General features: G+C 57.4%; 20 protein-coding genes. 13 read left to right on the plus strand and 7 right to left on the minus strand.

All coding sequences use genetic code 11. The annotated features are described in order from the left end of the window. Positions 1 to 65 precede the first annotated feature (65 nt). The 7 genes from JO965_RS39585 to JO965_RS49795 all read left to right on the plus strand — a co-directional run bounded on the left by JO965_RS39585 (position 66) and on the right by JO965_RS49795 (position 4,741). A complete protein-coding gene (locus JO965_RS39585; protein WP_203447228.1) occupies positions 66 to 251 on the plus strand; it encodes a hypothetical protein in 186 nt (61 codons plus the stop codon). 165 nt (positions 252 to 416) lie between these two features. Next, the gene (locus JO965_RS39590) at positions 417 to 701 is read left to right on the plus strand and encodes a hypothetical protein (RefSeq protein ID WP_203447229.1); all 285 of its coding nucleotides are present in this window, start codon (positions 417 to 419) and stop codon (positions 699 to 701) included. Positions 702 to 728: 27 nt separating this feature from the next. After that, the gene (locus JO965_RS39595) at positions 729 to 1,370 is read left to right on the plus strand and encodes a hypothetical protein (RefSeq protein ID WP_203447230.1); all 642 of its coding nucleotides are present in this window, start codon (positions 729 to 731) and stop codon (positions 1,368 to 1,370) included. 193 nt (positions 1,371 to 1,563) lie between these two features. Then, entirely contained in the window at positions 1,564 to 2,658 is a 1,095-nt protein-coding gene (locus tag JO965_RS39600) for a hypothetical protein (RefSeq protein WP_203447231.1), read from the plus strand. Between the two features lie 34 nt (positions 2,659 to 2,692). Further along, positions 2,693 to 3,496: a hypothetical protein gene (locus tag JO965_RS39605; protein ID WP_203447232.1), complete on the plus strand. Its 804-nt coding sequence runs from the start codon at positions 2,693 to 2,695 to the stop codon at positions 3,494 to 3,496. Positions 3,497 to 3,510: 14 nt separating this feature from the next. Then, the gene (locus JO965_RS39610) at positions 3,511 to 4,326 is read left to right on the plus strand and encodes a hypothetical protein (protein ID WP_203447233.1); all 816 of its coding nucleotides are present in this window, start codon (positions 3,511 to 3,513) and stop codon (positions 4,324 to 4,326) included. Positions 4,327 to 4,570: 244 nt separating this feature from the next. Beyond that, positions 4,571 to 4,741, plus strand: a complete 171-nt coding sequence (locus JO965_RS49795; RefSeq protein ID WP_203447234.1) for a LuxR C-terminal-related transcriptional regulator — start codon at positions 4,571 to 4,573, stop codon at positions 4,739 to 4,741. Between the two features lie 17 nt (positions 4,742 to 4,758). On the opposite strand, the gene JO965_RS39620 is transcribed toward JO965_RS49795, so the two are convergent. Continuing rightward, positions 4,759 to 5,190, minus strand: coding sequence for a response regulator (locus JO965_RS39620; RefSeq protein WP_203447235.1), 432 nt, complete (start codon positions 5,188 to 5,190; stop codon positions 4,759 to 4,761). Positions 5,191 to 5,402: 212 nt separating this feature from the next. On the opposite strand from JO965_RS39620, the gene JO965_RS39625 reads away from it, so the two are divergent. Then, entirely contained in the window at positions 5,403 to 5,894 is a 492-nt protein-coding gene (locus JO965_RS39625) for a hypothetical protein (protein ID WP_203447236.1), read from the plus strand. A gap of 310 nt (positions 5,895 to 6,204) precedes the next feature. On the opposite strand, the gene JO965_RS39630 is transcribed toward JO965_RS39625, so the two are convergent. Continuing rightward, positions 6,205 to 7,005 carry a phosphatidylinositol-specific phospholipase C/glycerophosphodiester phosphodiesterase family protein gene (locus tag JO965_RS39630; protein ID WP_203447237.1) on the minus strand — a complete coding sequence of 267 codons (801 nt, stop codon included), beginning with the start codon at positions 7,003 to 7,005 and terminating at the stop codon, positions 6,205 to 6,207. 287 nt (positions 7,006 to 7,292) lie between these two features. Between JO965_RS39630 and JO965_RS39635 the strand changes: the two genes are divergently transcribed. From JO965_RS39635 to JO965_RS39650, 4 genes are all read left to right on the plus strand, one after another. Further along, positions 7,293 to 7,502, plus strand: a complete 210-nt coding sequence (locus JO965_RS39635; RefSeq protein ID WP_114946528.1) for a cold-shock protein — start codon at positions 7,293 to 7,295, stop codon at positions 7,500 to 7,502. Positions 7,503 to 7,595: 93 nt separating this feature from the next. Continuing rightward, positions 7,596 to 7,901 (plus strand): hypothetical protein, encoded by a 306-nt coding sequence (locus JO965_RS39640; RefSeq protein WP_203447238.1) that lies wholly within the window; start codon positions 7,596 to 7,598, stop codon positions 7,899 to 7,901. A gap of 160 nt (positions 7,902 to 8,061) precedes the next feature. Then, positions 8,062 to 8,232: a hypothetical protein gene (locus tag JO965_RS39645; RefSeq protein ID WP_203447239.1), complete on the plus strand. Its 171-nt coding sequence runs from the start codon at positions 8,062 to 8,064 to the stop codon at positions 8,230 to 8,232. A gap of 653 nt (positions 8,233 to 8,885) precedes the next feature. Further along, the gene (locus tag JO965_RS39650; RefSeq protein WP_246777240.1) at positions 8,886 to 9,338 is read left to right on the plus strand and encodes a restriction endonuclease; all 453 of its coding nucleotides are present in this window, start codon (positions 8,886 to 8,888) and stop codon (positions 9,336 to 9,338) included. A gap of 13 nt (positions 9,339 to 9,351) precedes the next feature. Here the strand turns inward: JO965_RS39650 and JO965_RS39655 are convergent, their stop codons facing one another. Continuing rightward, on the minus strand, positions 9,352 to 9,825 hold the full coding sequence (locus JO965_RS39655) for a sigma factor-like helix-turn-helix DNA-binding protein (protein WP_203447240.1): 474 nt from the start codon (positions 9,823 to 9,825) through the stop codon (positions 9,352 to 9,354). A 751-nt stretch (positions 9,826 to 10,576) separates the two neighbouring features. On the opposite strand from JO965_RS39655, the gene JO965_RS39660 reads away from it, so the two are divergent. Then, positions 10,577 to 11,602, plus strand: a complete 1,026-nt coding sequence (locus tag JO965_RS39660) for a helix-turn-helix transcriptional regulator (RefSeq protein ID WP_203447241.1) — start codon at positions 10,577 to 10,579, stop codon at positions 11,600 to 11,602. 1,554 nt (positions 11,603 to 13,156) lie between these two features. Here JO965_RS39660 and JO965_RS39665 read toward each other — a convergent pair. The 4 genes from JO965_RS39665 to JO965_RS39680 form a co-directional block, all read right to left on the minus strand. After that, a complete protein-coding gene (locus tag JO965_RS39665; protein WP_203447242.1) occupies positions 13,157 to 13,330 on the minus strand; it encodes a hypothetical protein in 174 nt (57 codons plus the stop codon). Between the two features lie 77 nt (positions 13,331 to 13,407). Continuing rightward, positions 13,408 to 13,713 carry an integration host factor subunit alpha gene (locus JO965_RS39670; RefSeq protein WP_203447243.1) on the minus strand — a complete coding sequence of 102 codons (306 nt, stop codon included), beginning with the start codon at positions 13,711 to 13,713 and terminating at the stop codon, positions 13,408 to 13,410. A 45-nt stretch (positions 13,714 to 13,758) separates the two neighbouring features. Then, positions 13,759 to 13,944, minus strand: a complete 186-nt coding sequence (locus JO965_RS39675) for a hypothetical protein (RefSeq protein WP_203447244.1) — start codon at positions 13,942 to 13,944, stop codon at positions 13,759 to 13,761. A 562-nt stretch (positions 13,945 to 14,506) separates the two neighbouring features. Then, the gene (locus tag JO965_RS39680) at positions 14,507 to 15,328 is read right to left on the minus strand and encodes a GAF domain-containing protein (protein ID WP_203447245.1); all 822 of its coding nucleotides are present in this window, start codon (positions 15,326 to 15,328) and stop codon (positions 14,507 to 14,509) included. Between the last annotated feature and the right edge of the window lie 334 nt (positions 15,329 to 15,662).

Raw genomic sequence — 15,662 nt, forward strand, 5'->3', positions numbered from 1 at the left:
GAAGGTCTGCATCTCCAAAGCCCTAATTGGCTGAGAGCGACAAATCAAAACCCCAGGAATTCTCTATGACCGACGCTGTATTCAAACCGGCGGTGGAATACCCGCTGCGCGCCTTCTTGGATCTATCCACTGCACACCTCCGCCCGGAAACGATCAAGCATCTGAACGAGCTTGAGACTGACGACCTTCCATTTCCGGTGGCGTCACCCAGCACGGCTGGCTCGTCTACGCTCCACACGAAGCTGACCTGAAGGCCTATCCGAAGTGCCCGGCTGAGATCGTCGAGGCGATGAAGAAGGCTCGCGAGCTCGGCGCCGATTACGTTCTCTACGATAACGAGGCAGATCCGGATCCGAACGTGCTCCCGGTTTTCGAGCACTGATCCGTCCCACTCCTTTCTCGACTGAGGTGTTTCCATGACGCCCCAAACTATCCATTCCGCCGCGGACGCACTGACGCAGCGCGGAGCTATCATTGCTCATCACGATGAGATCGCCGCATCGCTTACCATCGGTTCACGGGTTCAGATCTTCACGCCTGACACGGCCAATCAGACGTGTGAGCTTGTCATCGAGACGGGCGATGATCTCCACGCCATTTTCAACGCCCTGCGGGGGAGGTTCCAGACCCGGCTGCGATCCCTGGATACGCGCCTGCATGACCTTGGCGTCGACACCTCGCAACTCTCCTCCATCGACTGAGCCACGTGACGCCAGGAGTTATAGACCATGTTCCAAGAACAGATCGCCGGTCGATCCGACAACCCGTTCCTGATGTTGCGGGCAAAACTGCATGACCGTCTCGGTCCCCAGGGGCGGGAGACAGTCCGGGCAAAAGCCACTCAGGCCATGTTCGATGCTGAGCCCCGAGCCAAAGCCGATCCTTGGGTTGAGTTCGCACATGAAGGTTACAAATTCCGCGTCCGGAATGCTGGCGACGATCTCGAAGTAGAGTTGATTGGTGGGCCAACCCTGAACGAGGCCCTTGCCGCCCGCAGGCTGTCTCATAAGCGGGATGCCCTGACCAGCGCCGATGGGCGTCATACGATTCAGGACGCTTCAGGCGCAATCATCGGCCGCTACACGGCGACAGAGGCCTGGGCTGAGGTAATCAACGACACCAAGCGCCCCCTTCCCGATTTTGACCCTACAAAGGTTAGGATCGAACGCCACCGGATGAGCGTCACGCAAGGCGAGGCCTCGGTGTTCTATGATGAGCGGCTCCTCAATCGTTACGGCGACCAGATCATCCTTCTCGAAAAGGATGCCACTGCGCCGGCTGGGGCCCAAGTGATTGGCGGTTACCACGGTTACGGCGACCAAGAGTGGATCGATGCGGCTCGCCGCGTGATCACACGAGGCTCCTGGTAGGGGCCCTGCCCCTTCCCTCCTTCACACTAGGCCAACGATGCCCTGGATCCTTGCTACCGCTCTGCAGACTACCTTCGACTTCGATCTCTTCATCGCAGATCCTGTTGTCAGCACGCCTGCGGTTCAGTCTCCGATCTTCGGGACTGACCCAGCGCCGCTTATCTCGCCCGTCAATGACAATCAGGCTTCTCCCATGCCTGAATCCCTACTGGAGGTTCTGAAGCAGAAGCTCGTCATTTTCGCCTCTGGGATGAGCCGGATCGGCGATCTGGAAGCAGGAGCGTTCGTCTGGAAGAATCTGAAGAGCCGTGGGATCGGTGTTGAAGCAGGAGAGCTGTCGAGCACCGCCATCGAGGCAATCGCCGAGGCCGTCATTCTGCACAAAACCCAGATCTTCGTGGACTCTGGTGCCTTCAGCGAGTTCAAACGCAGCCTCAAAGGGGTTTCACGGTCTAAACCCATAATCTGCGACCTCTTTTCGGATGAGACCGAAAGACTCCTCGCCCGAAGCCCGACGGTGGACTTCGCCCGAGTTTGGCAACGATATGAGAGCATCAAGGCGACGATCGCCTACTTCCTCAATGGTGACAGCGGCATCGACGGCTCGGCCACACCCGACAATCCTGACTATCCTCGTCCTCTGTTCGTAATGCCGGATGTTGTAGGCAATCAGAGGGTCAGCATCGCCCTGGTGGAGCGGTACCGCTCTTGGATTCTGGAGGAGATCAACCAGGATCAGTCTATCCCGATCATTCCGATCCAAGTCGGCGACCTGACACTCGCTCAGGCATACGCCCGAATTGTTGAGATCTTGGATAGCGACAGATGGGTGGTCGGGGTTCCGTCAAATGAGAAGGCGGTCACCCCTGACGAACTCCGGAGCTTCATTCGGCAGTCACGGCCCAGCCGCATCCACTTCCTAGGCGCAGCATCGTCAAAGACTCTTGAGCCGAAGCTGCGGATCCTGGCTGATGTCGGCCATGTTCCCTCTCATCTAACTGCGGATGCCAACATTTGCCGGTCCTCCGTTTACGGGAAGGGCATCGACAAAAGCCGCTTCCGCGCCATCGTCGAGACGCTCTACAGGCGTTCCGTCGAAGCTCAATTGGTTGCAGGCGAGCATCCCACCTGGAGAAAGACAAAGCCCGGTGACCGCCTTCCAGATGGGACGCGCCTGGTCCTGAAAGGACTGAGGTGTAGCCTTCAGGCCAAACAAATCGCCACTCAGCACAAGGGCGGCAGGGTCATCCCCGACGGCCCGGTTCGGTTTGCCGTCACGGCCGCGTAGGCCCTTTCCCCTATCCATCGACAGGGATCAGCTCATGCCCCGAAACTCCCTCGGCGCCAGCCAGATGGCGTTCGACTTTGATGCCTTGTTCTCCCCACAGCCAACGATGCCCGAAGCTGTGAAGGAAGCAGTCAAGGACGCAGTGTTCGCCTACAGGAAGCCGATCGAGTCTGCTTCCGGAGACGAACAATCCAGACCGTGGACCGACCGCCTAGAAGGTGTCGAGGACAAGACCCCGCGGATTCTCGAAATCGACGGCATCCGGGCCATCTGCACACCCGACCGTTGGATGTGTTTCTACGCCATCGACCCGGGCAAGCCGTTCATCAGCGAAACCGGATTTATGTCAGGCTGCTCCAGTCGGAAAGGCTCTTCAGAAGAAACCTTCATGGCTCTGCTGACAGAGCGCCGCAAACAGCACAAGGGCAAGTTGCCGATCCCGGCTACGACTTATCGCCTACCCGAATCCGGGGAGGACGGCCCGCAGCCGGCCATTGGTGCGCTCCTCGCGCTTCAGAAGCTAAAAACCGACCCATACAATGCCGCCCTGATCATCGAGGGCAACGGCCAATGGGGCGACGGGAAATGTTCAGAGCATGGAAATCCCGACCGCCTGAAGGAAGGGACCCTAGGCCTTCTGCCAGACGGCTTTGAAGTTGAGGTCGATGCCAAAGGACACGGCTTCGCCCTCATCGCTCCGAACGGCCGCCGGTGGCCGGAAGCAGGATCCTACTTCCCTGCCCTCCATAACATCCGGTGCGCCGTCACACGCCAGGCCCGCGACGATGCGGAAACCCGTGCCCCCTTCTTCTTCGAAACCCTTTCGCAAGCAGCTTGAACGACAGGTCCTCCATGCAGACTGACATCACGCTCAACACCCAAGCCCATCTGCTGAAGACCGGCGATCAGGTCACGGTCCAAGCCGATGGACTGACCCTTCTCATCAAACGTCAGGATGAGGGTATTAGCGTCTATACCTACGGCTCCGGCGACGAGGCACTCAAAGAAGACTGGACCCTGTTCACGGAATCCAACCCAAGCGACAGGGCGTACGAGGCAGCCGCCCGGGCCGCTGGATGGTCGCAGGTTTCAGCCCAGGACGAACACGACGAGGCTTTCGTCCTGCAGGTCGAGGGTCAGGATGACCGCATCGAATACTACGGCGATTGGGAAGAGCTCTGCCTTGCTGAAGGGATCGAGGTGAAGCCCACCGCATCACCATCGGATTCAGCTGCGCCAGCCGCCCATGCCCCGGGTTGGGCCAGCCGGCCGGATCTGACACAGGCCGAAAGCGAGGGCTGGTGGCTTGCGGAATGCAATGGCCTCGAAACTGAAACCGCTCGCCTGGAGCGCATCGACGACGCAGGGATTTTCACCGGCGATGCTGCGGCGTGGACTCATGTCTGGAGCCAGGCCCAGAGCGGTAGCGCCTATCATCAGAGCGTCCTGAACTGGCTCAAGGAGAATGCCCCGGTCGAGTTCCAACGGATTAGCGATCACCAGGAGGCCCTGGCCGACAAAACCACCTGGGCGATCGTCAACGATGCTGGCGACTTCTGGTCCAACGACGATGGCTGGGTGGAAAAAGACTCCAAGACCCTCTTCTACGCCCACGAGAAGGTCACGATGAACCTGCCGATCGGCGGCAAGTGGGCCCTGATCGGGTAGAAAAATCTTCCTTTGTTGTTCGCCTGCTAAAGAATACCCCTTCTGGGACTGGGCCATGCTCCAAAGTGCAAAGTGTTTGAGCTACTGGGCAAAGTCTGTTCCTCTATAATCCCGTAAAAGGCTGGGAGTATATTCCGCTGCTCAGGGGGAGAACATGGGGGCAAAGAGAACGCAAAGCCTGGTTGAGCCAGATGCCCAACCCGCCGCCAATGAGAACAGAAGAGGGTCACGGCCTGCGGTGTCGATGCAGGAAGCTCTTGTTCTTCGGCTCATTGCCGCAGGGGTCCCCACAAGCGATATCGCCGCCCAGCTTGCTGTCAATGAACCAGAGGTCAAGCAGCACATCAAAGCCTTGCTCCTCAAGGCCAGAGCTAAGACTGCGTCTCGTCTGAAGAGCGCGCCGACGGCCCTATGATCTGAGCCGGTTCCGCCTCACTGGGGAGAATCGCGCTTCACCACGCGCTCAATCATCTCGATCATTTCCGGCAGCCGATAAGGCTTTGGCAGAAATGGGACGCCCGCAGACGCACATATTCCGTGACAGGCGCGGGGGCGGCCGGACGTAAAGACAACGGAAAGTAGGGGTTGGAGCGTCAAAGCTGATGCCGCCAGGTCAAATCCGTCCCGGCCGCCGAGATTGATGTCGGTAAAGAGGACGTCCACGGAAACATCGGCCAAAATCACCTCAGCTTCTTCGGCGCTCGCGGCGGTAAACACCTCGAAGCCGGCCTCTGTCAGGGCTTCAGCCGCAATCTCACCGATGATCAACTCATCTTCGACCACGAGAACGCGCTGGCGCAGGCTCTTCTGCACGCGAGCTTCAGCCGGGGCTGGGTGGCTCCAAGGGGACAGGATCGGTGTCATGTACGCAACCTCACTGAGCTAGTCCGCGTGGTTAACGACGCGCCTTCCCATCAGTTCGGCTCCCGCACCGACGAGTGGACGGTATGGTAAGCAAAGGGTTATCGAGCCAATTCGAGCCGACCAAGAGGGCTGTCATCGAGAGATGATGGCCCTTTTGCTTGGCGTACTCCCAATCGGGAAAACCCCAGAAACATCAATCAAGGACGCCTGAAATGACCCAGGAACTGCCCGACGCCTTCGGGTTCAAGAAAGACGACGTGATTCAGATGCTGGTCGAAACCAGCGGCTTGGACGCCGACGACAACGAACTCACGTTCCCGATCGGCGCCGTGGCGATCATTGATCGCATTGAGCGCCTCGAGGGATCTCAGGGGATCGCATTGACCCTCGCCATCGAGGGCAAGATCGTCAACGTGTTCGACGAGGGCGATGGGCTCCCGGCCAAGAAGTTCTTCGAGCCGGTCCTCACGGAACGCGACGACACCAAGCGCCCTCTCACGCTCACCGACGTGAAGGATGCCGACACCTACACCCATGCCGCCTTCGTTAACGGCGAGGATTCGGAAGGTGACCATGAAGTTGGCGATCTGCAGGACCTATTCCGCGCCGCATGGGAGATCATGACGGAAGAGCAGAAGATCGACTTTCTCTTCACGGACCAGGCGAAGGCCGTTCTGTCGGCCGCTGGTATCCTCGCCGACTGATCCAGCCTCTACCACTTAGAAGAGGAAAATCATGAACCGCGCTCGGCCCACCCGTGCTCAGATGAAGTCGATCCACCAACTGTTCCAACGCTCACCCGACGGAAGCCCAACTTATCGAGAATTTCGGAAGCGGTTCCGCCACCTCTCCTTTGACAACATATTCGGCGGCACTTGGCATGGGATGTTCATCGGCATCGAAGCCGACGGATACCGACATTCTTGAAGCCGTATCCAGCCTGTTGCTTAACTCACGGGCCTGAACCAACTGAGATGCACGCTCACAACGCGCGCATCCCAGTCGCTTATCGGGTTACTTGCTCAGGAAACTCTGCAAGCCCGCAAGATCGTCCGTATTGATCTTGTCGACGCCTGCCGCCTTCAGCTCTTTCCAGATTGCCTCGCGCTGTGGACCTGACTGGTCCGGGGTCGCCCAGAACCGGATGGTCCAGCCCTTGCCATGGGCCGTCTTCACAATGTCCTGCAATTTGGCCTTCTCGGCCGAGGGCATCTCTCCCTCGCCTTTCCAAGTGAACACCTTGGTCCAGTTGTCGCTCAGGAGCGGCATGAAGGATGCGGGCATGTCGGAGGTCAGATCAGGCATGCGGCCATCATACCCGGCATAGCGAACCTTTTCCGAAAGCATGTAGTCTTTCGGGCGGTTGCCGGACACGACCGCGGTGACGGCACCTGCCTGAACCTTGCCATCCCGAACAACCGTCAGAATGTCCGCATACTTGGACAGCACCTCTGCCAAAGCTTTGTAGGTCGGCTCACCCTCAGTTTTGATGTCGATGAGGAGCGTAAATCCCTCACTTCCGGGATAGACCCTGCCACCATTCTCAGAGATGCGCTTCTTAAGGGGGTCCAGGTATAGCGCCTCCAGGGTCCTCTCCGGCTTGATATGGGCCTCCTCGTGCGCCACCAGCAGCTTGCCATTCACGAGCCAAATGTCAGCCTCAACGCCGGTAAAGCCATGGTCGAGGGCATCAAGGAGTGGCCGCTTATGCTCATAGTCATTGTGAGCATGGGCTTGAGCAAGGGGCTTTACGTCAGCAGCAGAGACCATCGTCGGCGCAAGGGCAAGGACAGCCGCCAGGACCAGGGTCTTCATGTTTCCTCCAGTAGTTCCGTCTACTTGTCTGGGATGCTGGTCTTCCAAGGATCGGTGACATACTGATGACGGCATGGTCCTTAGCCGGCTCACACCCAGATCTCGGAGATAGGTCCAGACCGCCTGGAGGCAACTCTGATGGCCCGTTCCCGCCGTTAACTACCCTTTCGCCACTTTGTTGCCACGGTTGCCCTGCCCAACTAGCCTTCTTCGCGTGACGGATCGGTCACCGGAGGGCGGAGCAGGACGTTCCGCCGGAGGGGAACTACTAGGGACTAGAGACGAGAATGGCGACTGGGACGGTAAAGTGGTTTAACGAAACCAAGGGTTACGGCTTCATTCAGCCGGACAATGGCGGCAAGGACGTGTTCGTTCATATTTCAGCGGTGGAGCGCGCAGGCCTCCGCGGTCTGAAGGACGGCCAGAAGATCTCCTACGAGATCGAGCAGGACCGTCGGTCGGGAAAAGAATCTGCGGCCAACCTGCAGGAGGTCTAAGACCTCTCACATTTGCGGATTGCTCCGCCTCAACGAGAAGCCGCTCCATTTTGGAGCGGCTTTTTTGTTGTGCCTATCAAACTGGAGATCCCCATGACAGAGACATCGCCCCCTGAGTTTCTCAGCGACGAGCGCTTCATCAGCGAGCACCGGAGGGTTTTCGTGATGTTTATGGGCCGCGACGGCTACTCGCAGGAAATGTCCACTGAGGAGTTCCCGCGTCTGCGTGAGACCGTCAAACTCGATGCCTGTCCCAAGGCGTATCTGCGCCTGCAGCGGACCGGATCCCGCTTCGCTCTCGACCGGCGCAAGAAAATGGAGATCGCAGAGATTTACCATAAGGCAGGGGAGCATGCTTACTACGGCTATTGCGTGGCCCTCGGCATCAAGCCCGAATGATCAGGCGTTTCTGCCTCTGCCCACCGTCTCCCCTATTCAATCGGCAGGGGCGAATTATCTTAGATGAGAAGTCCCTCAGGACTTGCCTCGGAGAGCAGACGCAGTGACCACACGCCTTATGGAAGTCCTGGATCGCGATGCCGCCATCATGAGAGCCAAGATGGCTGAAGTCATGCCGGCCGCGGACGGCGAAGCACAGCAAGCTCGGGAGTTGATGATTTTGCTCCATACCGGGCTCTTCGTCATCCAGCGAGATGAAGGCAGCACTGCCGAGGAGTTGCGGGAGTTTGCTGGTCAAATCCTCGACCGGACCCGGATTACCAGACAGTAGCAGCCGAAATATTCCTGTGAGTTTCAGCAGGCGCATGATTATCCGAAGCTGCCAGTAACCCCAGTCGGTTATCCAAAACCCTCGCAGTCACACTGAAAACCGCCGCCGACTGCCGGATAAGGGAATGTTTCGCTACCTCTGGAGACATAAGGCGCTCAGCGCCGTGCTGCTCTTCCTCTTCGGCATCGGCTTGTATCTCTAGCCGATCGCCGCCTGGATCGGGCTCGCGCTGCTCCTGTTCCTACGCCTGACCAAGGTTCACTCGCTTCTGCTGATCTACGATCTGACGGACCGGGCGACCTTGAAGCATGTCCGGACCCTAGCAACGAAACGGGCCCATATGCTCTCGCCTGACGAGTATGGGAATGTCTCTGAGGAAGCCTGGGACAAGCATCTCAACACCTTCATCAAGAAGACGCTTCTACCGGAGTTTCAGCGCAGGAAGATCGATCACCTGCTGGCAAAGGATCCGAAGCGATACCTTGCCCGCCTCAGGACCCGAATTATTGCTCCGGCCCTCTTTGTCTTGAACAAGCGGCGTAGCAGGCGGGTTTGTTGCAGATGTAGCATCCCGATGCGAGCGGGCGATTTTGCCGGTCTGCGCATGCCACTGAGGATTTTGCCCGCCTGAGCCGCTGCGTGTTCACCAGAAGGTGCTGCCAGAGGCTCCTCAAGACAATGAGGGCCGAAGCAATAACCGGATCATCGATCGGCACCAGCCGGCCGAGCAAACCGTCGAGTTCGACGATACGATGACTGGAAGGGAGTTTGAGCTCTATTGTCGGGATATCCTGCAAGAGGCCGGCTGGCGTGCTGCCCTTACGCCCGGATCAGGCGACCAGGGTGCCGACATCATTGCGGAGAAGGAGGACCGACGGGTTGTGATCCAGTGCAAGTTCTACAACGGCACCGTCGGCAACAAGGCCGTTCAGGAGGCTTATGCCGCCGCCGCCTTTCAGGATGCACCTTATGCGGTGGTGGTTACCAATTCGGTCTTCACCAAATCAGCCCACCAGCTCGCGCACAAGAATGGCGTGCTGTTGATGCACCATAGCGATCTGCCGCGCCTTGAACTGATCGTAACCAGCGGGGCTGGATCCCGCTGATACAAGATTCCATTCAATCGCCTGAGGCCTTGAGGAAATCGTCGATCGACAGCTGCGCCGAATTGGCCGGCTTCGCCTTCGGCTTCTTGGGCCCCTCTTCCACGCCTGCTGCAACGGGCTGCTTGCGCGGGATGGGCGTGTCTTCCGATTGCATGCGCTTCATCCGAGCTTTCGCCTTGTCTCGCGCCTGGGCTTCCTCGGATTGCGGATCTTCTGTCAGCCATTTCCCGCGCTTGATCACCTCGTTCACGCGACCCTGGTTGATCCCCAGCTGGAAGGCGATCTCCTGCTGGGTCATGTCGGTGGTGCTATGAAGCTCGAGGATCTTGCGGGCGAGCTCCGGCGTCATCTTGCGTCCGGACACTCTCCGGGCCGGAGCAACCGACCGGGTCTTTTTCTCCTCCTTGCGCATCTTCTCCAGGATGGCCAAGGCCATGTTCATGCCTTGGGCGCGCAGGGCTTCTTCGAATTGCTTCAGCGTAGCCAAAAGAGAGACTCCTGAACTCCTGCTCCGATGCACTCACACCGGTTCAGACTGACTTTTGAACGACGAAGAGGTGATGACAGGTTCCGCCAGCCCCGCACGGCTATCCGGATTGGCCAGCCGAATTAAGCCGACCCGAACCAGAATAAAGTCCATGATTCGCGTTTTTCAAGCTGGGCTATGCATTTTGGTTGTTGATTTGTTCCTTTGGCCCTCGTGACGCTCCTAACTGCCTTCTGACTGCCGCTCATAACCGCTAAATAATGTTACTGCATGTGGCTGAGTAATATCGAAGCCATATCTTGTTACTTAATTACGCTCTTCACGCCCCGTGTGAAGCTTCGCCGTCGGTGCTGCGGTTTTGAACCGGGATAGAAATGAAGGTCATGCTCGGGTCCTAAGCTTATGCACCCACCCGCGCTGCAACCTCTAGGCGATATAAACCCTGGCTTTTCTGATACTCAGCCCCGACTCTCAACTACTGCGCGACCCATGATTGTGGCCTCGCAACTGCGGAAGAACCAAGTGACTGACTTGGTGTGAAATCGAGAAGCCACCCTGCCGTTCTATGTGACCACAGATCAGAGCACTTGCTGATCGGCCAAATACTCTGAACGGACTACTGTTCTCCACGCTGCAACCTCAGTACAATCAAACCGACAAAGGCAGAGAAATGGGTGCGTTGGGGCGGCTGGATCTTATAACGGCAGCCTTCTCTCAGGCCGCCGTGGACTCGACCCGCTGGACCGCGGCAATGGAAGACGTCGTCTCTGCCACAGGGGCCGCTGGCGCCATTCTCTTCCCGGTGGAGGGAAAACTCCCCCAGTTACCCCATAGTCACTCGATGGAACCTTCGCTTGATGTCTATGTGCGAGACGGCTGGATCAAGCGAGATGAACGGGATCGCATCCGGCCAGCACTGGAGCGAATTGGCGTTGGCACTGACTTCGACTTCACGACCGACGACGAGATTAAGCGACATCCTTACTACCAAGAGTTCCTCGCGCCGCATGGGCTGCGATGGTTTGCAGGCGTGAAAATAGCCAGTGGCGATGATTTATGGTGCCTCTCCATTCAGCGCTCTATTGCACAGGGACCATTCTCTCCCACAGCCTTGCGTAAGCTCGCTGTCCTGTCATCGCATCTTTCCGCGTCGGCTGCATTAGCTCGTGCTCTTGGGTTTGCACGAGCTGATGCAGCGCTATCGGCATTCATGGTAAGTGATCGTGCTGTCGTATTGCTGGATCGACATAGTTGCGTCATCCGCAGTAACGAAGCCGCCATTCGTCTATTCGGACCTGACATTCAAGTCAGGGGGCGACGGCTTGTTTCAGCAAATCACGAGGCTACCGCTGCTCTCGACCGCGCTTTGCATGCGCTCCTCTGGCAGCCAGATTCGACCGCTCTATTACCTCCGGTCCTTATGCCGCGCACGCAGGGCCGGCCCTTTCTCGCCTATCCACTTCGACTTGCAGAAGTGTCCGCCAATTTGATGGCTCCCTGCCAGGCAGTCGTCGTGATCATTGATCTCGAAAGGCAGCCGCTTCCTCCGGAAAACACGTTGCAAATCTCGTTCGGATTGACTCCAGCGGAAGCAAAGCTAGCCCGACATCTTGTGTCTGGTGAATCCATTGAGGCCGTTGCAACGCATCTCGGCATCGCCTACGAGACCGCCCGTAACCAATTAAAATCGGTCCTCGCGAAAACGGACACCCACCGCCAGGCCGAGCTGGTTGGTCTCCTTACACGCATAGTTGCGCGCCCATTTTCGCCGCAATAGCCCAATTGGGTCATGCGCAAGGACCAAGCACTCAATAGTCTTATATGAACGGATGCTTGCAACGTGAGCGGCAAACCCGACTACGGTCCATCATTCATAATTAGGCCGGTGGTGGTGCGCGGACTGCAGGTCGCCAGAATGCCCTGACGCCTCTCAGACGGAATTTCATACAGGAGTAAGGGCGGGCACCGTCAGGAAGACAGTCAGCGCAAGACATCGAAATTGTGAGGCCTGATGGGACTCGAAGTAGCCAAGAGGAGAACAGTCATGAGACGTACTCTACTCGGAATTGGTGTACTTGTTATCGGCATGTTGTCCTCGCCACCGACAATCAAAGCAGACGATTACCAAGACCAGTACGATGCGTGTCAAAAGCCCTGGAATAATGTGCGCCGCAGCCTAGGAAGATCATACGCATTTGTCGCCGGCACAGATGGAAGAACACGTAACTGTTTCTGGACTTATGGCAACGCACCGTCATCTGAAGGGTATGCAGGGAGAGCCTGGAGCAATTGTAGGAAAGTGTATCCAAATTGTAGACTGTTCGGCGCAACCCATCTCAAAGCGACTCGGGGCCTCTCCGTATGGGCAAATGAAATATCCGATAACGGCGGCTTGTCATTTGCCGTTGCTCGTCAACGGCAGCAACAAGCTGAAACAGAAAACCCCGACTTCGACCCCTTCATAGGAGCGTTCCTGGGAGGCGCTGCGGCGATCATGAACAACCAGCCTAGACGAAGGGCTCCGGTCTACCGCTCTGCGCCCGTCTATCAGGCACCAGTGCAAAACTATAGAGGTGGTGGCGGCGGGCGCACCAATTGTCCTGGGGCAACTATCGCCGTGGACGAAAACTGCCGTCCGCTACATTGAACGGCGTTCTTCTTCATCTGCATAGGAGTTCCCGATGTCGAAAATAAAATCTGTCCGAGCCACTCCTGTCTTGGCGTTTCTGTATCGCATCGGCCAGTGCCCCAGATGTATGCGCGAATCGTTCTTGTTCGCAGTAGCATGCGGGCTCCTATACGCGTTGAGTATATTCTTCGTTCCAGGAGCGACATTCTCGAATGTCTTGTTCTACATATTGTTGGCGGCGACAGGTAACTGGGCTTCCCATATGCTTGTGTTTTCATTTCGAAATAGTCGTGCGGCAATAGATAGTGTCAACTCTTCTGCGTCGGATGATAACGTAAGACCATCAAGGCGTTCGGCTCTTGTTCTGTTTGCGAAAGCATTCGCCGGGGCATTTCTACTAACAACGGCTCCAACTTTCGCGCAATCAGGCTGCGGCAGTCGAGGGAACTGTGGTCCCACGAGATGTCGTTCTGGGGTTACGTGCTGTCCAGCCGACTATCCGCTTCTGAGTATCTGCGATTGTAAATGTTATCCAGCCAATACGGATACTGGCTGTCGAGTTATCGCTTGCATGTGATCATACCAAGAGACTCTGATAGAAGTCTGGAAGCCTGTGCAAAGCGGGCTTCTTTTCCGAGCACGGAGGCATGGCGGTAACCCAAGGAGCGGTCGCGATAAATTGCTTCATGGCCAGCTTACCGCTTACCTTGCAACCAAGGAGAACGGCAATAACGCGACATCGGCACCGTACACTTTTGACGCTATGCGTGTGAGCCGGTCGAAGCGCTCGTCCTGCGGCGTATCGAGGATCCCGCAGGAGAGAAGAAAATCAAGCCGCTCTGCTTCGTTGGCCGGCGGCGGAGGCACAACAAACACGTCAAAACTCCTGTGAATCGCAAATAGCTTCTGAGAACGGGTCACCTATGTCAGGGGCGGGTTAACCGCGCCTTAGATCAGGCGCCCACAGCATCACCGTTCACACGGTCCTTGAGCTTATCGGATGGCGTGAAGGTCACGACCCGGCGCTGCTCGATTGGCACCTCGACCCCGGTCTTTGGATTGCGCCCAGTTCTCTCGGCTTTGTTCCGAACCGTGAAATTCCCGAACCCGGAGAGCTTCACGTTCTCGCCGCGCTCCAAGGTATCGCAGATTTCAGTCAGGACCTGCTCGGATAGGGTGATCGCCTCATGCTTGGGCAGTCCGACAGCCTGGGCTACTGCCTGGGCCAGATCGGCTCGGGTCACGTTTCTGCGGGCCATCAGCTCATCCCACCATCTTAAGGGTGCCCTAACCAAGGGCGTGCCCTACGGGGGATATTTCGCCTCAAGCTCAAGCACAAGAGCCTCAAGGTGCTCAGGCAGATCTGCAGCCAGAACCTCACCATACAGGCTGCGCAGCGAGTGACCTATGAAGACGGCCACCTGCTCCTGCCCGAGGCTCAAGCTATTCTGGATCGGCTGCTTCCGATCATCACTGTTGCTATTCTGCATGGCACTTACTTGCGCCCCTGCTTACCTATTGGAGGCGAATGCAGCTTCCGCTGATCGGTTGCAGCATTGTCCTCAATCGGCCAAGCCTTTCCCCAGGAATCTGACCCTTTCAACCGTTCCTGCGCCCGGGACGATCTCAGCCTGAAAACGGAAAAGCCCAAGCTCCGGGGCAAACGGGCGGGATGCCTTCGCATCTCTCGCCTCGCCAACTACGGGCTTGGGCTGATTGGGTACCAGTCGGGCGCTCGCATCGTCAGGCTAGCACAGGAAAAGGCCCTGTCGGATTACATCCGTCCTAACACGACCACATCGAAGCTTGACGGTGACGCCCGCCGCTCTTCGAAGTCCACAACAATGTCCGCTGGGGTAAGCCTGATATAAGGGCTGATATAATAGTTCGCAAGGGATAGAGTGAGAACATTCTGTCGCAGTCTCGCCAATCCAGAGCTGCTGGAACGCTTCACCCTGAACAGAGTTTTCCGGCCGAAGGTCGGCAGACCTTCAGGGCTAGGAGGCCTCCTCATCTACCTGGCAACGGCGGATGGGGAGGCCTTATGCCTATTCAGGAAACCGGATTGAGCTCATCCCGACGAACCCGCTCGACCCCCATCAAGCCATCAGGTTTACGGGTGAACCGCACTCCTTGCTGCTCGAACGCTTGGACCACGGCGCTCAAGACCCACTTCCGAACCGAGGTTTCCCCCATGGTCTCGATCCGTTTGATCGATGCCAAAGAAACGCCGGCAGCATTAGCCAGCTCTTGGCTGGACCAGTTCAGTAGTCCCCGAGCAGCCCTGATCTGGTCGCTCGTAGGATACTTTGGCGTTTCGAAATCAAAAGACAGGCCCATCTCACTGGATGGAACCTCCTGTGTCACGGCTTGGCCGGTCAGCTCCAGATAATGTAACCAAAGCTCATCCACGACCAGCCGGCCCAGCCCGCGAAGAAGCGCAGCCTTCTCAGGACAAAGATCGCGAGGCTTGCAGTCCGTAACGCAAAGTGCGCCAAGGCGAATACCCGGCCTAATGGTCAGCGGTGCTCCTGCATAGAACCGGATATGCGGCTCCCCGACCACATACGGATTGGGTGCAAAGGTCTGATCTGCGTGCGCGTCCGGTACTACGAAGACCTCGTCATGCAGGATTGTGTAATTGCAGAACACATGCTCGCGTGGAATGTCGATACCTGAATTGGCTCCGCAACTCGCCTTGATCCACTGCCGATCCTTGTCGATCAGCGTCACATACACGGCCGGAACATCTAACACCTGGCGCGTGATCCTGCAGAGCCGATCAATGGCCGGTGAGGAAGGCGTGTCGAGGATAGCGAGCTTATGAAGGCTCTCCAGTCGTTCGGATTCGTTGGAAGGCAGCGGGAAATGCATTCGTTGCGGTGATTTCTTAGGCGAGGTTGAGCAATGATATTCTTGAAATGGAATGGATCGCTGCCTAGGAATTAACGCTTAGGTCAGCCGAGATAAAGCGCCTCGCATATCGGGCCCGTGATAGGAAGCCTCTCCCCCGATCAAATTTGCGGGATCAATTGCCGCAGGCACGGCACCCGACGCTTGCAACGGCTAAGGTGACAGATGTTAGGCGCGGCGCTCAGGCAGCAGAATTTGAGCGGTCGGTATTGTTGCCGCTGGATTCCAGCAAGCATACGAGAGCTAAGAGGCTGATCACTGCTAGGAACTCAGCTCCGGACAGGAACCAGGATGG

Source organism: Microvirga sp. VF16 (assembly GCF_016864375.1).
GTDB lineage: Bacteria > Pseudomonadota > Alphaproteobacteria > Rhizobiales > Beijerinckiaceae > Microvirga.

What these genes read in the sequence shown, in the direction of transcription:
- JO965_RS39645 (WP_203447239.1), top strand. Translation starts at nt 8,062, where the DNA reads ATGGCTGAAGTCATGCCGGCCGCGGACGGCGAAGCACAGCAAGCTCGG.
- JO965_RS39635 (WP_114946528.1), top strand. Translation starts at nt 7,293, where the DNA reads ATGGCGACTGGGACGGTAAAGTGGTTTAACGAAACCAAGGGTTACGGC.
- JO965_RS49795 (WP_203447234.1), top strand. Translation starts at nt 4,571, where the DNA reads ATGCAGGAAGCTCTTGTTCTTCGGCTCATTGCCGCAGGGGTCCCCACA.
- JO965_RS39605 (WP_203447232.1), top strand. Translation starts at nt 2,693, where the DNA reads ATGCCCCGAAACTCCCTCGGCGCCAGCCAGATGGCGTTCGACTTTGAT.
- JO965_RS39590 (WP_203447229.1), top strand. Translation starts at nt 417, where the DNA reads ATGACGCCCCAAACTATCCATTCCGCCGCGGACGCACTGACGCAGCGC.
- JO965_RS39610 (WP_203447233.1), top strand. Translation starts at nt 3,511, where the DNA reads ATGCAGACTGACATCACGCTCAACACCCAAGCCCATCTGCTGAAGACC.
- JO965_RS39600 (WP_203447231.1), top strand. Translation starts at nt 1,564, where the DNA reads ATGCCTGAATCCCTACTGGAGGTTCTGAAGCAGAAGCTCGTCATTTTC.
- JO965_RS39595 (WP_203447230.1), top strand. Translation starts at nt 729, where the DNA reads ATGTTCCAAGAACAGATCGCCGGTCGATCCGACAACCCGTTCCTGATG.
- JO965_RS39670 (WP_203447243.1), bottom strand. Translation starts at nt 13,713, where the DNA reads ATGGCCCGCAGAAACGTGACCCGAGCCGATCTGGCCCAGGCAGTAGCC.
- JO965_RS39585 (WP_203447228.1), top strand. Translation starts at nt 66, where the DNA reads ATGACCGACGCTGTATTCAAACCGGCGGTGGAATACCCGCTGCGCGCC.
- JO965_RS39620 (WP_203447235.1), bottom strand. Translation starts at nt 5,190, where the DNA reads ATGACACCGATCCTGTCCCCTTGGAGCCACCCAGCCCCGGCTGAAGCT.
- JO965_RS39680 (WP_203447245.1), bottom strand. Translation starts at nt 15,328, where the DNA reads ATGCATTTCCCGCTGCCTTCCAACGAATCCGAACGACTGGAGAGCCTT.
- JO965_RS39630 (WP_203447237.1), bottom strand. Translation starts at nt 7,005, where the DNA reads ATGAAGACCCTGGTCCTGGCGGCTGTCCTTGCCCTTGCGCCGACGATG.
- JO965_RS39625 (WP_203447236.1), top strand. Translation starts at nt 5,403, where the DNA reads ATGACCCAGGAACTGCCCGACGCCTTCGGGTTCAAGAAAGACGACGTG.
- JO965_RS39675 (WP_203447244.1), bottom strand. Translation starts at nt 13,944, where the DNA reads ATGCAGAATAGCAACAGTGATGATCGGAAGCAGCCGATCCAGAATAGC.
- JO965_RS39640 (WP_203447238.1), top strand. Translation starts at nt 7,596, where the DNA reads ATGACAGAGACATCGCCCCCTGAGTTTCTCAGCGACGAGCGCTTCATC.
- JO965_RS39660 (WP_203447241.1), top strand. Translation starts at nt 10,577, where the DNA reads ATGGAAGACGTCGTCTCTGCCACAGGGGCCGCTGGCGCCATTCTCTTC.